Annotated in this window: 10 protein-coding genes; 7 read left to right on the forward strand and 3 right to left on the reverse strand. The window is 61.9% G+C overall.

Annotated features, from left to right (window positions below):
* The first annotated feature begins 133 nt into the window (after positions 1–133).
* Both C0V73_RS05490 and C0V73_RS05495 read left to right on the forward strand, forming a co-directional pair.
* A complete protein-coding gene (locus C0V73_RS05490; RefSeq protein WP_102019013.1) occupies positions 134–1849 on the forward strand; it encodes a GH32 C-terminal domain-containing protein in 1716 nt (571 codons plus the stop codon).
* Positions 1850–1932: 83 nt separating this feature from the next.
* The gene (locus tag C0V73_RS05495; RefSeq protein ID WP_102019014.1) at positions 1933–3405 is read left to right on the forward strand and encodes a pyruvate kinase; all 1473 of its coding nucleotides are present in this window, start codon (positions 1933–1935) and stop codon (positions 3403–3405) included.
* 36 nt (positions 3406–3441) lie between these two features.
* On the opposite strand, the gene C0V73_RS05500 is transcribed toward C0V73_RS05495, so the two are convergent.
* Positions 3442–6948, reverse strand: a complete 3507-nt coding sequence (locus tag C0V73_RS05500) for a PAS domain-containing hybrid sensor histidine kinase/response regulator (RefSeq protein ID WP_102019599.1) — start codon at positions 6946–6948, stop codon at positions 3442–3444.
* A gap of 204 nt (positions 6949–7152) precedes the next feature.
* Between C0V73_RS05500 and mscL the strand changes: the two genes are divergently transcribed.
* The 3 genes from mscL (at position 7153) to galE (ending at position 10088) form a co-directional block, all read left to right on the forward strand.
* Positions 7153–7578: a large conductance mechanosensitive channel protein MscL gene (gene mscL, locus C0V73_RS05505; RefSeq protein WP_102019015.1), complete on the forward strand. Its 426-nt coding sequence runs from the start codon at positions 7153–7155 to the stop codon at positions 7576–7578.
* A 131-nt stretch (positions 7579–7709) separates the two neighbouring features.
* The gene (locus C0V73_RS05510; RefSeq protein ID WP_102019016.1) at positions 7710–8879 is read left to right on the forward strand and encodes a pyridoxal phosphate-dependent aminotransferase; all 1170 of its coding nucleotides are present in this window, start codon (positions 7710–7712) and stop codon (positions 8877–8879) included.
* A gap of 177 nt (positions 8880–9056) precedes the next feature.
* Positions 9057–10088 (forward strand): UDP-glucose 4-epimerase GalE, encoded by a 1032-nt coding sequence (gene galE / locus C0V73_RS05515; RefSeq protein ID WP_102019017.1) that lies wholly within the window; start codon positions 9057–9059, stop codon positions 10086–10088.
* Positions 10089–10316: 228 nt separating this feature from the next.
* Here galE and katG read toward each other — a convergent pair whose 3' ends face one another.
* A complete protein-coding gene (gene katG, locus C0V73_RS05520) occupies positions 10317–12494 on the reverse strand; it encodes a catalase/peroxidase HPI (RefSeq protein WP_102019018.1) in 2178 nt (725 codons plus the stop codon).
* Between the two features lie 261 nt (positions 12495–12755).
* Here katG and C0V73_RS05525 point away from each other — a divergent pair, with 261 nt between their 5' ends.
* Positions 12756–13664 (forward strand): hydrogen peroxide-inducible genes activator, encoded by a 909-nt coding sequence (locus C0V73_RS05525; RefSeq protein ID WP_102019019.1) that lies wholly within the window; start codon positions 12756–12758, stop codon positions 13662–13664.
* On the opposite strand, the gene C0V73_RS05530 is transcribed toward C0V73_RS05525, so the two are convergent.
* Positions 13651–14613: a helix-turn-helix domain-containing protein gene (locus tag C0V73_RS05530; protein WP_102019020.1), complete on the reverse strand. Its 963-nt coding sequence runs from the start codon at positions 14611–14613 to the stop codon at positions 13651–13653. The genes C0V73_RS05525 and C0V73_RS05530 overlap by 14 nt on opposite strands.
* Before the next feature lie 46 nt (positions 14614–14659).
* On the opposite strand from C0V73_RS05530, the gene C0V73_RS05535 reads away from it, so the two are divergent.
* Positions 14660–15871 carry a serine hydrolase gene (locus tag C0V73_RS05535; RefSeq protein ID WP_102019021.1) on the forward strand — a complete coding sequence of 404 codons (1212 nt, stop codon included), beginning with the start codon at positions 14660–14662 and terminating at the stop codon, positions 15869–15871.
* Positions 15872–15985 lie beyond the last annotated feature (114 nt).

Raw genomic sequence — 15985 nt, forward strand, 5'->3', positions numbered from 1 at the left:
GTTCCCGTCGCATTAGGTGCTTCGAGTGAAGCCGCCGTGACGGTTTTCTGAAGCCTCTGTGACAACGGAGAATGGAACAGGCCCGCCCGCCATGCCGTTGAGACATGCGGGAACATTCAAAAGGGAGAAGCGCATGACGACTGCGAACGGCATACCGGACGGCCACAGGGCTATCGACGTCGAACTTCCCGTCAATGCGGTTCTGCATCTCTGGTTGAAGGCGGTCACGCCGGATGAACCGGGATCTGTTTCTCTCTACAGCGTCAACGGAAAATTCGGTGAGGTCCAGGCGGTCAATGCCGAGGAAAACTCGTTCCGGATCTACCACGTCTTCGGTGGCGGAACGGTGACGCTCGCCTATGACACGCAGGTGACGTCAGTTTCGGTCGCCTATTGGTTCACGCCGTCGGATGTGCTGGAAACCGGCATCACGGTCATCCACACCAACCCTGCCAACGAGCCGCCGAATCTACCGGACGGCTATCATTTCCGCCCGCCTTTCGGCTGGATGAACGATCCCAACGGCTTCGGTCGCTTCGGCGGTAGGCCGCATCTCTTCTACCAGCATTATTCGCATGGCCGGACGTGGAACAACATGCATTGGGGCCATGCCGTTTCCTCGGACTATCTGCGCTGGCGACATCTGCCGGTCTTCCTCTTCCCTTCCGAGGAGTTGACCGTCAGACCCGACAAACGCGGAGGCGCCTTCTCCGGCTCGGCGATCGCGCGCACCGACGGTCCCGGTATCCGCGTCTTCTTCACCGAAAAAATTGCCGACCGCATTCCCGAACAGGAAATCCAGCTGACGGCGACCTCCACGGACCTCTTCAGTGCAGGTGCGGCCGAAGTCCTCCTTCCCCGACGACCGGATGGCGAAGGCCTCACCTTCGATTTCCGCGACCCCTATGTCTTCCGGGGACCTGACGGTCTCTGGAAGATGCTGCTCGGCAGCCAGAGCGCCGAGGGTGGTGTTGTTCTGCTCTACGAGACCGAGGATAATACGGCGGCAGATGGCTGGACCTATATCGGCAAGCTCTATACCGAGACCCGATATCAGACCTCGGCGCTCGAATGCCCCTGCCTACTGCCCATGGACGGGGATCATCGTGACCCCGCGACCCGCTGGGCGCTGATCTACGGATTGATGAATGGCGAGGACAAGGAGACCGGCAGGCGTAACCTGACAATGATCGATATCGGCTGGTTCGATGGGCGAAACTTTGCCAAATCCTTCGGCCGTGAGCTCGATTTCGGCACCGACAATTATGCTTTCCAGGCCTTCGTCGATGGCAATACACCCGTCGGTATCGGCTGGCTGGGCAACTGGGCCGATACCGGACCCACCATCGATTTTCCCTCCGCCATGACGTTGCCGCGGACACTGACGCTGGAAGGTGACACGCTGCTCACGCCGCCGATTGGCGCCGCCGAGAGCCTGCGCGCCCGCATGCTGGACCGCACAAGGCTGGCGGCGGGACAGGTCGTCTCGCTGCCGAACGGTGCGGCCGAGATCACGTTTGATCTCTCGGAGGCGGGGGGCGCATTCCGTCTGGAGTTCGATCATCCCGATATTCGCCTCGCCATCGCCCAGCACGAAGAGGGATTGGAAATCCTGCATGGCTATCTCGACCGTCCGGAGGAGCCGCCGGGTCCGCGCTATCTGTCTCGTGCCGCAAACGTCCGGCGCCTGCGCATATTCGTGGACTACGGATCGCTGGAAGTCTTCGCCGATGGAGGCCGGATCGCGGGCACCAAGCGGATTGCAGGCTTCGAGCCGGTTCGGTCCCTAAGGCTGATCGCCGAGCCCGGCATCGTCAGCAACGCGACTATCTGGTCCCTCAGGCTCTAACCTCGTCCCGTTGATCTCTGTCATTTGCCTGTCAACGAGCGCGGATTAGGGTCGCCGCAAGATCCCAACAGGGCTGCGATGACATGAGAGACAAAACGGACGCTTCAACCCGGGCAGCCGAAATTCATGCCGAGATGATGGCACTTCGACAGGCGATCCTGACCGAAGCCGCTCAGTCCGTCACCGCCGGGCAAACCGACGATCTGGCCATTGCCAATCTCGGCCATTATCTCGCCTTGCGTCGCCACGACATACGCTCCCTACAACGCCGGCTGATGGCACTCGGCCTATCCTCGATGGGGCGGCTTGAAGGGCGGGTGCTGCCCACCATCGATGCGGTTCTATCGGCCCTGTCTTGCCTCGCGAAGACTACCGAAAAAACCCCTGCGATGCCGTTGGAGGCTGACTTCTTTGCCGGCGAAGCGAGGCTGGAGGCAGAAAGCCTCGCCTTGTTCGGCGCTACGCCAGCCGGGCGTCGTACACGCATTATGGTCACGCTGCCCAGCCAGGCAGCCGACGGCCCCGACCTCACGCTCGATCTTGCCCGTGCCGGGATGGATGTGGCGCGCATCAACTGCGCCCATGACGGTCCCGAAGCCTGGCGCGCAATGACCGCTTTCGTGCGCGATGCGGCAGCTATCGTCGGTCGGGACATCAAGGTGCTGATGGATATTGCAGGTCCCAAGATCCGAACAGGCGCGGTTGCCTCCGTCGAAAAGAAGGCCCGCCTGCAGGCGGGAGACCGCGTTCGACTGGTCGCGTCCGGCGCGCCGCGCGTAGATGAACGCATATCCTTCTCTGCGGCCGTCTCCCTGCCTGAAATGGTCACCCGGCTTTCTGTCGGGGATCGACTGCGCTACGACGACGGCAAGCTCGAAGCCGTGGTGGAAAGTCTGGCCGAGGGCGAGGCAGTCATCCTGATCCGGCGAACGAAGTCCGGCGGCACCAAGCTGAAACCCGAAAAGGGCATCAACTTGCCCGATACGGCCCTTGGTCTATCGCCGCTCACGGCAAAAGACGAAACCGATCTGGTCACCGTCATCGAATGCGCCGATCTCATCGGCTACTCCTTCGTCAGCCGCCCCGAGGATATCGATCTCCTCGACACCGTGCTTGCCCGTCATGGCTTGCAGGATCGGCCTCTCGGCCTTATCGCCAAGATCGAGCAGCCGCTGGCGCTCACCAACCTTCCGGAGCTGATGGCGAGAGCCCGCAGGCGCGGCCCCTTCGGTGTCATGATCGCCCGTGGCGATCTCGCCGCCGAAATCGGCTTCGAGCGGCTGGCGGAGATGCAGGAAGAAATCCTCTGGATCTGCGAGGCGGCATCCGTTCCCTGCATCTGGGCCACACAGGTGCTCGAGGACATGGTCAAGGAAGGCATCCCGACGCGCGGTGAGATGACCGATGCCGCCATGGCCGCGCGCGCCGAATGTGTGATGCTCAACAAGGGCCCGGCCGTGGTCGAGGCAGTCTCCCTGCTCGACCGCCTGATGGGGCGGATGAACGACCACATGTTCAAGAAGACACCGACCTTGCGCGCGCTGAAGAGCTGGTGAGAGCGGCCGGAGCTTAGGCAGCGCTCAGGTCACCCCTCACTCCGCGGCAGCGCGGCGCTGAGAGGAAACCTGTGTGATGAAGGCGCGCAAGGCTGCAGGCCTTACCGGCTTGTGCTGAAGCGTGATCGAATGCCGTTCGGCCTCTGCCCGCACTTCTGCCGAGCGGTCGGCAGTGATCAGCAGCGCCGGCACGTCGGACTGGGTGAGCGCCCGAAGTCGCAGGATCGCACCCGTGCCGCTGCCGTCTCCGAGATGATAGTCGGCAATGACGAGATCCGGCGGGACGCCCGCTCTCAGCAGCTCGTCCATCTCCGCAATCGAGCCTGCGCATTCGACATTGCAGCCCCAACCCGAAATGAGGAGCTGCATGCCTTCGAGGATCTTCGGTTCGTTGTCGATGCAGAGCACCCGGAAGCCCTGGAGTGTCGGTGTGGAGCGACTGCCGCCATCGAGGGGGATAACGCCTTTCGCAGCCGGTTTGGCGATATCGAGTGGCATCACGACCTTGAAGGTCGTGCCCTTGCCAGGCTTGGAAGCGAGCTCCACCGGGTGCTGCAGAACCTTTGCGATGCGGTCCACGATCGACAGACCGAGGCCCAGGCCAGAGGCGGTCCGCATGCCCTCCTCGAGGCGGGCGAATTCCTTGAACACGGTCCGGAATTTGGACGCGGGAATCCCGATGCCGGAGTCCGTTACCTGGATCAGCACCTTGTCGCCCTGACGCCGGGCGCCGACGACCACGCGGCCGGATGGCGTGTACTTGATCGCGTTGGAGACGAGGTTCTGCACGAGCCGGCGAAGCAGAGTGGGATCGGAGCGCACCGAAAGCGTCGTGGGGATGACCACGAGTTTCAAATTCTTCTCCCGCGCCATAGGGGCAAAATCCGTCTCGATACGTTGCAACAGGCTGTTGAGCGGCACGCTGGAGAAGCGCGGCTTCATGGCGCCCGTGTCGAGCCGCGAAATGTCGAGAACGGCCCCGAGAATGCTCTCGACCGATTCCAGCGCAGAGTCGATGTTCTCGACCAGCGCACTGTTTTCCGAATCGCCCAGTCGCTCCACGAGCGAGGAGGAGTAGAGCCGGGCGGCATTGAGCGGCTGTAGAATGTCGTGGCCGGCCGCCGCAAAGAAGCGGGTCTTGCCGATATTCGCCTCGTCGGCAGCCGCCCGGGCTTCGGCGAGCGCATGGTTCACCCGTGTCAGCTCCGCCGTGCGCTCGCTGACGCGCTGTTCCAGGGTTTCATTGGCCTGTTTCAGCGCCTGATCGGCTTCCACGCGGGCGGTGATGTCGCTGAAGGTGGCGACCAACCCCTTGTCAGGCATCAGGTTGCAGCGGACTTCGATGATCCGCTTGCCGCCGCCCAGCACCATCTGGAATGGCCTGTCGAACTGATGGAAGCTGCGGATCACAGCTTGTGTGTCGCCCGCTGGCACATCGCCCCGCTGCGCCAGCATCGTGATCATGTCGAGCAGTGGAAAACCGACCTGCCCGACATGTTCGGGCAGATCGAGGAGCGTTCGGAAACGGCGGTTCCAGATCGTCAGCCGGTCGGACGCATCGAAGACGGCGATGCCCTGTTCCATCTGGGCTAGCGCCGTCTGCATCATGTCCTGATTGTATTGCAGCGCTTCCGAAGCCTGGTCCAGCAGCCAAACAGTATCGGCGGAAGGGTCCTCGGCCTTTTGCAGGATGAGCGACAGCACCAGGCGCGCCGAGGACGAGCCGATAGCGCTGCCGAGCAGCTGTTCGGAGAAATGGATGAAAGCCATGTCCGCCGGGCTGTCGTCTGCGAGTTTGCGCCCGACCGTCTGCTCGTACGACCGGAAGGACCTCTCCATGCGCTCGTTGCCGAGATAGCGCGCGATGGCAGCCTTCAGGTCGCCGACGGCGACGCTTGTCTTCCAGCCGCGCGTGGCGAAGTTTGAGCGCGGCTGGCGCTTGATGAAGATGGCTGACTGGATGCGTTCCACCGGACGCGGGTTGCGGCTGAGCGACCCGATGACGAAGGCGAGCGTATTGATCAGCAGGCTGAAGATCGTCGCATTGACCAGCGGATCCGCATATTGCGGTTCGAACATCGAAAGGCCCGGCAGTAGGAAAGCCAGCACCGAAGAGGCGATCCAGGAATGGTCTTCCGCGCCAAGGCTGGGCAGGAACAGCAGATAGGCCCAGACGAGAAACCCGATGGTGAGGCCGGCAATGGCCCCGCGCGCATTGGCCCGCCGCCAGATCAGCCCGCCGAACATCGCGGGTGCGATCTGCGCGATGGCCGTGAAAGAAAGAAGGCCGATCTTGGCGAGCCCGGTCGTGTTGTCGGCGGACCGGAAATAGACATAGCCGAGCAGCAAGACGCCGAAGATCGCGGTGCGGCGGATATGCAAGAGCGTCTTCGCAAAATCCTCGCGCTGGCTTGGCCGCCCCAACAGCTTCTGCCGGAGGAAGATCGGCAGGACCATGTCGTTGGAAACCATGATCGCGAGCGCGACGGAAGCGACAATCACCATGGCGGTCGCAGCCGAGAAACCGCCGATAAATGTCAGCAGTGAAACGAAGCCGGATCCGGCCTCAAGCGGCAGGGACAGCACGTAGAGGTCGGCGTCTCCGCTGCCGCCGAAGATGAGAATGCCGGCGATCGCCGCGGGCAGCACGAAGATGTTGATGGCGATCAGGTAGATCGGCATCAAGATCCCCGCGAGTTTCAATTCGCGGGGTGTCCGGTTCTCCACCACCGTTACATGGAACTGGCGTGGCAGCATGATGATGGCGAAGGCCGAGAGCGCGATCAGCAGGATCCAGCGGCTGGCTGGCGTCTCGTGCGACAGCGCCGCCATGACCGCCTCGCTCTCGGTCGCTTTCTGCCAGAGGTCGGCGGGGCCGTCGAACATGGTCCAGATAACGAAAACGCCGAGTGTCCAGAAGGCGACGAGCTTGACGACGGATTCCATCGCGATGGCAAGGATCAGGCCGTCCTGATGCTCGGTCGCATCGGTATGCCGGGTGCCGAAGATCACGGCAAAGCAGGCAAGAATGAAGGCGACGATCAGCGGCAGGTCGATGAAATAGAGATTGCCGGTGCCGATCCCATAGGCCGTCGGGTCCATCACGGCCGCGACCGAACTGGAAACGGCTTTTAGCTGGAGGGCGATATAGGGGATGATGCCGACCAGATAGATGACGGTCACCAGCATGCCGACAACAGGGTTCTTGCCATAGCGTGCCGCGACGAAGTCGGCGCCGGAGGTGATCTTTTCCGTCTTGGCGAGTTCGACGATCCGTCTCAGGATCGGCATGCCCAGCGTATACATGAGGATCGGGCCGATATAGATCGCCATGAACTCGAGGCCGTGCTGCGCCGCCAGTCCCACGCCGCCGAAATAGGTCCAGGAGGTGCAGTAGACGGCAAGGCTGAGGGCATAGACGACCGGCCGGCCACCCGCTGGAACGCCATGCACGCGCGTCTTGCGGTCGCCGTAGCTTGCCACGGCGAACAGGAACAAGAGGTAACCTATCGCTGACGCAACGATGATCCAGCCTGGGAACACCTTTTCCTCCTCGACTGCGCCCAAGGCGGAACCTTAGGACAAGTCCGCGGCTTTTGAAATCGTTTCGGATATTGACCTTAGTCGAAGCGAAACCGTCAGAAATGAAAATTCACCATTTTCGAATGGACAAAGTTTCATTAACCATGGCCAGGAGATCGGCCATCAGGGGCCACTCCGTTTAGGACCACAAAGGAGCAGGGGATAATGCTGCAAGAATTCAAGACTTTCATCGCGCGCGGCAACGTCATGGATCTCGCCGTCGGCGTGATCATCGGCGGCGCCTTCGGCCTGATCGTCAACTCGCTGGTACAGGACATCGTGATGCCGGTCGTCGGCGTCATCTTTGGCGGCTTCGACTTCTCGAACTACTTCCTTGCGCTAAGCAGCAACGTAACGGCCAATTCGCTGGCTGCGGCCCGCGAGCAGGGCGCAGTCTTCGCCTATGGCAACTTCATCACCGTCGTCATCAACTTCATGATCCTCGCCTGGATCATCTTCCTGATGGTCAAGGGCGTGAACGCCCTGCGCAAGTCCATGGAGAAGGAAGAAAAGAAGGCAGAGGAAGCCGCACCGCCGCCGGCTGACATTCAGCTCCTGACCGAGATCCGGGACCTGCTGAAGACCCGCTGAAGACATAAGGTGACCCGCATGCGGGTCGCCGAACCCATCAGCGAGATCGATATCAGCCTCAAGGAATATCATGGGATTTTTGCCCGGCGATCAGCTAGACATGCCGCACTGATCGAAGGAGTGAAGACCCCATGACCCTGCTGGACAGCCTCAGCCCCCGCGCACTCGCCGCCCCGGAAAGCGGTATCGTCGAGATTATCAACTATGCGCGGGGTCGTGACGGTCTGCTACCGCTCTGGGCGGGCGAGGGCGATCTTCCGACACCCGACTTCATCAATCGCGCCGCAAGCGAAGCTCTGCTCGGCGGCGAGACCTTCTACACCTGGCAGCGCGGCATCCCCGAGCTTCGCCAGGCGCTTTCCCGCTACTATCAGCGCCATTTCGCCGTCGATCTGCCGGTCGAGCATTTCTATGTCACGGCATCGGGCATGCAGGCGATCGCGCTTGCCGTCCAGGCGCTGACCTCCCCCGGCGACGAGATGATCTATCTGTCGCCCTGCTGGCCGAACATCGTCTCTGCAATCGATCTTGCCGGCGCGAAGTCCGTCTGCGTACCGCTCTCCTTCACCGATGGTCGCTGGACGCTCGATCTGGAGCTGCTGGAAAAGGCGATCACGCCGAAGACGAAAGCGCTGTTCATCAACACGCCGTCCAATCCCACGGGCTGGACGGCAAGCCGCGAAGACGTGAAGGCGATCCTCGAGATCGCTCGACGTCACGGGATCTGGATCCTCGCCGATGAGATCTATGCGCTCTACTACTATGGCGCTGAAGAGCGCGCGCCATCCTTCTTCGACGTGATGGAGGCGGGCGACAAGATCATGTTCGCCAACTCCTTCTCGAAGAACTGGTCCATGACCGGCTGGCGCGTCGGCTGGATCGTCGCTCCCCCGGAACTCGGCCAGACGCTCGAAAACCTCATCCAGTATTCAACCTCCGGCGTCGCCCAGTTCATGCAGCGGGGTGCCGTCATAGCCCTCGATCAGGGCGACGACTTCATCCGCGAGAACATCGCCCGAGCGACCGCCTCACGCGACATTCTCTGCGATGCCCTGATCGCGACTAACCGGGTCGAAACCCTGAAACCCGAAGGCGCGCTCTACGCCTTCTTGAAAATCGACGGCATCACCGACAGCCGCCAGGCGGCTCTCGACATCGTCGACAAAACGGGCGTTGGCATGGCACCCGGCACGGCCTTTGGCGAGGGCGGGCTGCCCTTCCTGCGCGCCTGCTTCCTGCGCAACCCCGCCCAGATCACCGATGCCGCAGAGCGTTTGAGCCGATATGTGAAGGCTCTCTAGGCAGATATCGGACGGGATGAGGACATTCGCTAAAATTTGAGCGGATGTCCTCACCCAGGCTTAACGACGAATCCTGAAAGTGAAGCTGTTTCAAGAGCTTGAGTGCCGTCCATAAGCACTCTGTAAGGTGTGCCTGCTTTTCTATCCCCGATAACAAGAACAACGGGAAGAAAAGTCATGGCGATCTTGGTGACGGGTGGCGCCGGCTTCATTGGCAGCCACATGGTCTGGGCTCTCCTCGAAGCGGGCGAGGAGGTCGTCGTCGTCGATCGGCTGTCGACCGGCTTTCGCTGGGCGGTCGCGCCGGCAGCACGATTCTATCTTGGCGACATCGGCAAGCCGAACGTGCTCAGACAGGTCTTCGCCGAAAACGACATCGAGGCGATCATTCATTTCGCCGGCTCGATCGTTGTGCCGGAATCGATCTCGGATCCGCTGAACTACTACGAGAACAACACCGAAAACACCCGACGTCTGCTCGCGGCGGCCGTCAAGGCCGGCATCGACAAGGTGATCTTCTCTTCAACGGCGGCAGTCTACGGCCTGCCCGACAAGCCGCTGCCGGTGCGCGAAGATGCGCCGCTCCGGCCGGAATCGCCTTATGGGCAGTCCAAGCTGATGAGTGAGATGATGCTGCGTGACACGGCGCGCGCTCATGGTCTCTGCTACGTCGCTCTGCGCTATTTCAACGTCGCCGGTGCCGATGTGAAGGGCCGCGCCGGCAATTCCGCGGCGGGTGCCACGCACCTGCTCAAGGTGGCCTGCGAGGCAGCTCTCGGCAAGCGATCCGCGATGTCGGTCTATGGTACGGATTATGACACGCCTGACGGCACAGGCGTTCGCGACTACATCCACATCAACGATCTCGTCGACGCGCATCTGCAGGCCTTGACCTATCTGCGCAGGGGCGGCGGTCCGCTTGTTGCCAATTGCGGCTATGGCAAGGGGTACTCGGTGCTCGATATCGTCGAGGCAGTGCGCCGCGCCACGAATGTCGATTTCAAGGTGGACTATGCGCCCCGCCGCCCGGGAGACGCGCCGCTGGTCGTGGCCGATTCCAGCCTCGCCAAGCAGGTTCTCGGCTGGGTCCCGCGCTATGACGACCTTGGTGTGATCGTTGAAACCGCCCTGTCCTGGGAGCGCCGCCTTGCGCAGGTCGCTGAGCCCGACATCAAGGATCTTCGTCGTCGGCTTGCCAGCGGCTTCTGAATACGCAGTTCGTTGCGCCAGAGAGACACCGCCCCGGCCTGCCGGGGCGGTGTTGTTTTATCCATGCGGCTGTAAGCAAAGATTTTGGCGGATCGGCTTCGTCCGCTCGCCCAGAAGCGTCAGCGCAAAATTCGGCTCAGAGCAAAGGAAAAGCCGGAGATGCGGCTTGCATCTCCGGCTTCCTCTATCGGTTCCGGTGCTCGGGCACGAGCCTCGGAGCCTTAGCTCTTAGGCTTCGAGATCGAAGCGGTCGGCGTTCATCACCTTGACCCAGGCAGCAACGAAGTCCTTCACGAACTTCTCCTGATTGTCGTCCTGGGCGTAGACTTCAGCATAGGCACGCAGGACCGAATTCGAACCGAACACGAGATCGGCGCGGGTCGCGGTGAACTTCTTCTCACCGGTCTTGCGGTCGCAGATGTCGTAGGAGTTCTTGCCCGTCGGCTTCCAGGTGAAGCCCATGTCGGTCAGGTTGACGAAGAAGTCGTTCGTCAGCTGGCCTTCGCGGGTGGTGAACACGCCATGCTTGGTGCCGCCATAGTTGGCGCCGAGAACGCGCATGCCGCCAAGCAGGACAGTCATTTCAGCGCCTGTGAGGCCCATCAGCTGTGCACGGTCGAGCAGCATTTCTTCGGGGCTGACGACATAGTCCTTCTTGGTCCAGTTGCGGAAGCCATCGGCCAGCGGCTCGAGCGGGGCGAAGCTTGCGGCATCCGTCTGCTCGGCGGTCGCATCGCCACGGCCTGCAGCAAACGGCACGGTCACGTCGTAACCGGCAGCCTTGGCAGCCTTCTCGACGCCGACATTGCCGGCCAGCACGATGACATCGGCGACACTGGCGCCGAATTCCTCGGCGATCAGTTCGAGCACCGAGAGAACCTTGCCGAGACGGGCCGGCTCATTGCCTTCCCAGTCACGCTGCGGGGCGAGACGAATGCGGGCACCGTTCGCACCGCCGCGCATGTCGGACTGGCGATAGGTACGGGCGCTGTCCCAGGCGGTGGCAACCAGTTCGGCGATCGAAAGGCCGGAAGCGGCGATCTTTGCCTTGACGGCGCCGATGTCGTAGTTCTTGGCACCAGCCGGAACCGGATCCTGCCAGATCAGCTCTTCGGTCGGTGCTTCCGGACCGATGTAGCGAACCTTGGGGCCGAGATCGCGGTGGGTCAGCTTGAACCAGGCGCGAGCAAACGTGTCCTGGAAGTAGGCCGGATCCGCCATGAACTTTTCGCAGATGGCGCGGTAGGCCGGGTCGACCTTCATGGCCATGTCGGCATCGGTCATCATCGGCATGCGACGGATCGTGGGGTCGGTGGCGTCCACCGGCATGTGCTCTTCGCGGATCCCGATCGGCTGCCACTGCTGTGCACCAGCGGGGCTGTGTGTCAGTTCCCAGTCATAGCCGAACAGCAGTTCGAAATAGCCCATGTCGAAGACGGTCGGGTTGGCGGTCCATGCGCCTTCGATGCCCGAGGTGACGGCCAGGCTCGCCTTGCCGTTCTGGTTCGGGTTCATCCAGCCAAAGCCCTGGTTTTCCAGGTCGCCAGCTTCCGGCTCAACGCCGAGTGCCTGTGCGTCGCCATTGCCGTGTGCCTTGCCGACGGTGTGGCCACCAGCGGTCAGCGCTGCGGTCTCTTCGTCGTTCATCGCCATACGGGCGAAGGTCTCGCGCACCTGTGCGGCGGTCGCCATCGGATCAGGCTTGCCGTTCACGCCTTCCGGGTTCACGTAAATGAGGCCCATCTGCACGGCGGCGAGCGGGTTTTCCATCGTGTTCGGCTTGGTAACGTCTTCGTAGCGGCTGTCGGAGGGGGCAAGCCACTGCTTTTCCGCACCCCAGTAGACGTCCTTTTCCGGGCCCCAGATGTCGGGACGGCCGAAGGAGAAGCCGAAGGTCTTCAGACCCATGTCTTCATAGGCAACGGTACCGGCAAAGAGGATGAGGTCGGCCCAGGAGATCTTGTTGCCGTACTTCTTCTTCAGCGGCCACAGCAGGCGGCGCGCCTTGTCGAGGCTGGCATTGTCAGGCCAGGAGTTGAGCGGAGCAAAACGGATATTGCCGGTGCCACCGCCGCCACGGCCGTCGGCCAGGCGGTAGGAGCCGGCGGAGTGCCAGGCGAGACGGATCATCAGGCCGCCGTAGTGACCCCAGTCAGCCGGCCACCATTCCTGGCTGTCGCGCAGCAGGGCCTTCATGTCGGCCTTCAGGGCTGCGGCGTCGAGCTGCTTGACGGCTTCACGGTAATCGAAGCCCTTGCCCATCGGGTCGGTCTTCGTGTCGTGCTGGTGCAGGATGTCGAGGTTCAGCGCGTTCGGCCACCAGGCCATGACGGTCGCGCCGCTTTCCGTGTTCGAACCATGCATGACCGGACATTTGCCGGTACCTTTGTTGCTCAGGGTATCCATTGTGTACCTCCTTGAAGAAACCGCTTTTCCAGGATCGAATTGCTGACACTCCCTTGAAGAGCACGTCCGCATCACAATCCGATGAACTGGCGGCAGGACTTTGGACCGCCCCGCCTGATCCGTCGTCCGCTTGGTCCCGTGCAGGGGCAAGCTGGAGACTAGCACCACTGAGGTGGCCCCCGACGACTTCTGGAATTGTTCTAGCAAAGTGGAACGATTAATGTAAGTTGGAAAATGTGATCAGTTCCATAGGATATGGTTATGATAAATTTCACCCTCCGGCAGCTGCGTTATTTCGAGGCGCTGGCCCGGCACGGGCATTTCGGGCGGGCCGCCGAGGCCTGCTCGATCTCCCAGCCGGCCTTGTCCGTACAGATCAAGGAGCTCGAAGAAGCCCTCGGCGCGGAGCTCTTCGAGCGCGCTGCGCGGCAGCTTCGCCTCTCGGCCTTCGGAGAGGAGTTTCTGCTCAGGGTGCGCGATATCCTGCGGTCGGTCGATGAACTGGGTGATCTCGCCCGCGCCCATCGCCGGCAGTTGGTTGGACGTCTGCGCATTGGCGTCATCCCGACAGTTGCGCCCTATCTGCTGCCCGGAATGATCTCGGCGCTGACCCGCGAGAATTCCGATCTCGACATCCATGTCCGCGAAACCGTAACGCCGAAACTTCTGCAGGAGCTGGCGGAAGGTCGCCTGGACACCGCGATCGTCGCCTTGCCGATCTCCGAGCCATCGCTCACCGAGATGCCGCTGTTCGAGGAGAACTTCGTGCTCGTCCGTCCGAGGGCGGATGCCGGAAAGCCCGTCCCCAGCAGCGACATGCTGCGCGAAATGCGCCTGCTGCTGCTGGAAGAGGGGCATTGCTTTCGCGAGCAGGCGCTTTCCTTCTGCGACATGGGCTCGGTACGTCCGCGCGAGATCCTCGATGGCAGTTCGCTCTCTACGCTGGTCCAGATGGTCGGCGCCGGGATCGGTGTCACGCTGATCCCCGAAATCGCCATGCCGGTCGAAACCCGCTCCGCCGACGTCTCCATCGCCCGCTTCGAGGATCCGCAGCCCTCAAGAACAATCGGCATGATCTGGCGCAAGACGAGCCCGATTGCCAAGCAATTGACGGAAGTCTCCGACGTGGTTCGCAAGGCCGCCGCCGATTTCGGCGTCAGTTTGCCTTGAGCGTTTCCCGCGGATGTCGGCCGAAGAAGGATGCATAATCACCCGAAAAGCGCCCGAGGTGAAAGAAGCCCCAGCGCGTGGCAGCCCGGGTTACGGTCAGGCCGCGAGACCGCGCCCTGAGATCACGGTGAACGCCGTTCAACCGCGCCATCCGGTACCATCGATCAGGGGCTTGTCCGAAGGCGGCGAGCGTTGCCTCCGCAACCTCGCTCTGTGCAAGGGACCAGCGTTCGCAGAGCGCTCCGAAGGTCTCGGGGATGTCGTCTACTTCAAGGAGCGCGCGTTCGAGTTGGCTGACAAGGTCGATCGCAGCAGACCGGCTGATCCTCTGGTTGGGCGAGGGTGCAAAAGCACCGGCACAGCTTGAAAGGCGCATCAGGAGAACCTCCTCCAGCGCAGCCGCCGCTGATGTGTCGAGCCTACCGCCAGCCGGCGCCTGGCCGAGGAGGCAAAGTAGCCAGTCGCGCAGAAATTCGTTCTCCGGCCGCAGCCTTCTGGACTGGATGACAGGTTCATCCGTATCGAGAGCGAGCAGAGAGGCCGGCATTTCCACATGGAGGAGTTCGCTGTCGCTGCCGGGCGCAACGAGCAGATGGGTCAGCCCCTGCCGCATGGCGATGACGGCGTCCGTCTCACACCGGCCATCGACGCGCCACCCCCCTTCGGATCGGAGCGGGAAGAACAGCGACACACGTCCCCCGGGACTGATCGTCTCCTGGCCGATCGGAAGATTGATGCGGTCGCGCGTGATGGTGATCTGTCCGATCGACAGCGTTTCCGAGAGCGCCGCATAGCGGCCCCGCCCCAACTGGTTGCTGGCGATCTGCCATCCTCCGACGGCGCCCGCCTGCTCGGTCACGTCGTTGAACGCCTGGCTCCGATAGGTCCATGCAACTCCTGCCCAATTATTGAGCGTATCCCCTGGAGGGACCTGGATAGAGTGCCCCATGCGCTTCACCTAGTTTGTATGCCTTGCGAACAAAGGAGGAGTTCTCATGAAATCGAAACTAGCCTGTTCTGTTGGCCTTGCGCTGTCAATCTCGACCACCGCTATGGCGGCCGAACCGTCGCGCTGGGAGACGCCGACGATGATCAATGGCCGAGCCGCCATGCTCATGCCGGAACTGAACTACCTGACTTTCCAGCACATGGATCAGCTTTTCGCCACGCGGCCTGTGGCGGCGGGGGACACCAGGAGAGAATTGTCGCGCGACGAGCGCGACATCGGCGACAGCTTCGTCTTCGAAGGCAAGGAGCAGGGGCTGGAAGACTTCCTCGAAAGCACGGCGACAAACGCGCTGCTGGTCATCAAGGACGGAAAGATCGTCAAGGAGATTTACCGCAACACCAGCGGTGAGCAGACCCGCTTCATGTCTTTTTCCATGGCCAAGTCCATGCTGGCGACAATGATCGGCATCGCGATCTCCGAAGGCAAGATCAAAAGCGTCGACGACAAGGTCGTCGATTACCTGCCCGACTGGAAGGGCACGGCCTATGCTGATGTCACGATCCTCAATCTCCTGCGCATGCGCTCCGGCATCGACTGGAAGGAGATCTACGAGTTCGGCAGCGAGACCCAGCTCACCAAGGTCCATGACAATTCGCTGGTCGGCTACAAGTACCGCTGGTGCGACTACGCGCGCAACGAGGCAAAGCCGCTGAACGAACAGGGAAGCACCTTCAATTACTCGACCCTCGATACGTCCGTTCTTGGCTGCGTCCTCGAAGCTGCGACCGGCATGAAGGGCGCGGACTATATGAGCAAAAAGATCTGGAAGCCGGCTGGCATGGAAGCGCAGGCCTTCTACGTGCTCGACGGTTCGGACGCGGTTGGTCGCGAGTTCTATGGTGCCGGCTTCAATGCCACCCTTCGCGACTATGGCCGGTTTGGCCTGATGATGCTGGAAAACGGCAAGGTCGGGGAAACGCAGGTCGTCCCGCAAGACTGGGTCAAAGCCTCGACCGTTGCGCCCGCCGATTCCGCGGTGGTCGATCCTGAGGTGGGCTATGGCTATGGCCACCAGTGGTGGACGATCAGCGGCTCGGACGCCTATTCCGCCGTCGGCCTCTACAATCAGTACACTTATGTCGATCGGTCGAACAATCTGGTGATCGTAAAGCTCGCAGCTCCCGCGAGCCCGCTCGGCTACGAGCGCGAGAACTTGGACTTCTTCAAGCGCATCTCGGAAACGCTCGCGACGAAATAAAAGGCCAGCACTCAAATGATGAAAGGGTCGGCTGCCGCCAGATGGCTGCAGCCGACCCTTTTCTTTTCAACCCATTGACTGGGCCAGCTTCCCGCCGCAGTCCGTGATGCGATG

Source organism: Rhizobium sp. TH135, assembly GCF_002855515.1.
Classification (GTDB): Bacteria; Pseudomonadota; Alphaproteobacteria; order Rhizobiales; family Rhizobiaceae; genus Allorhizobium.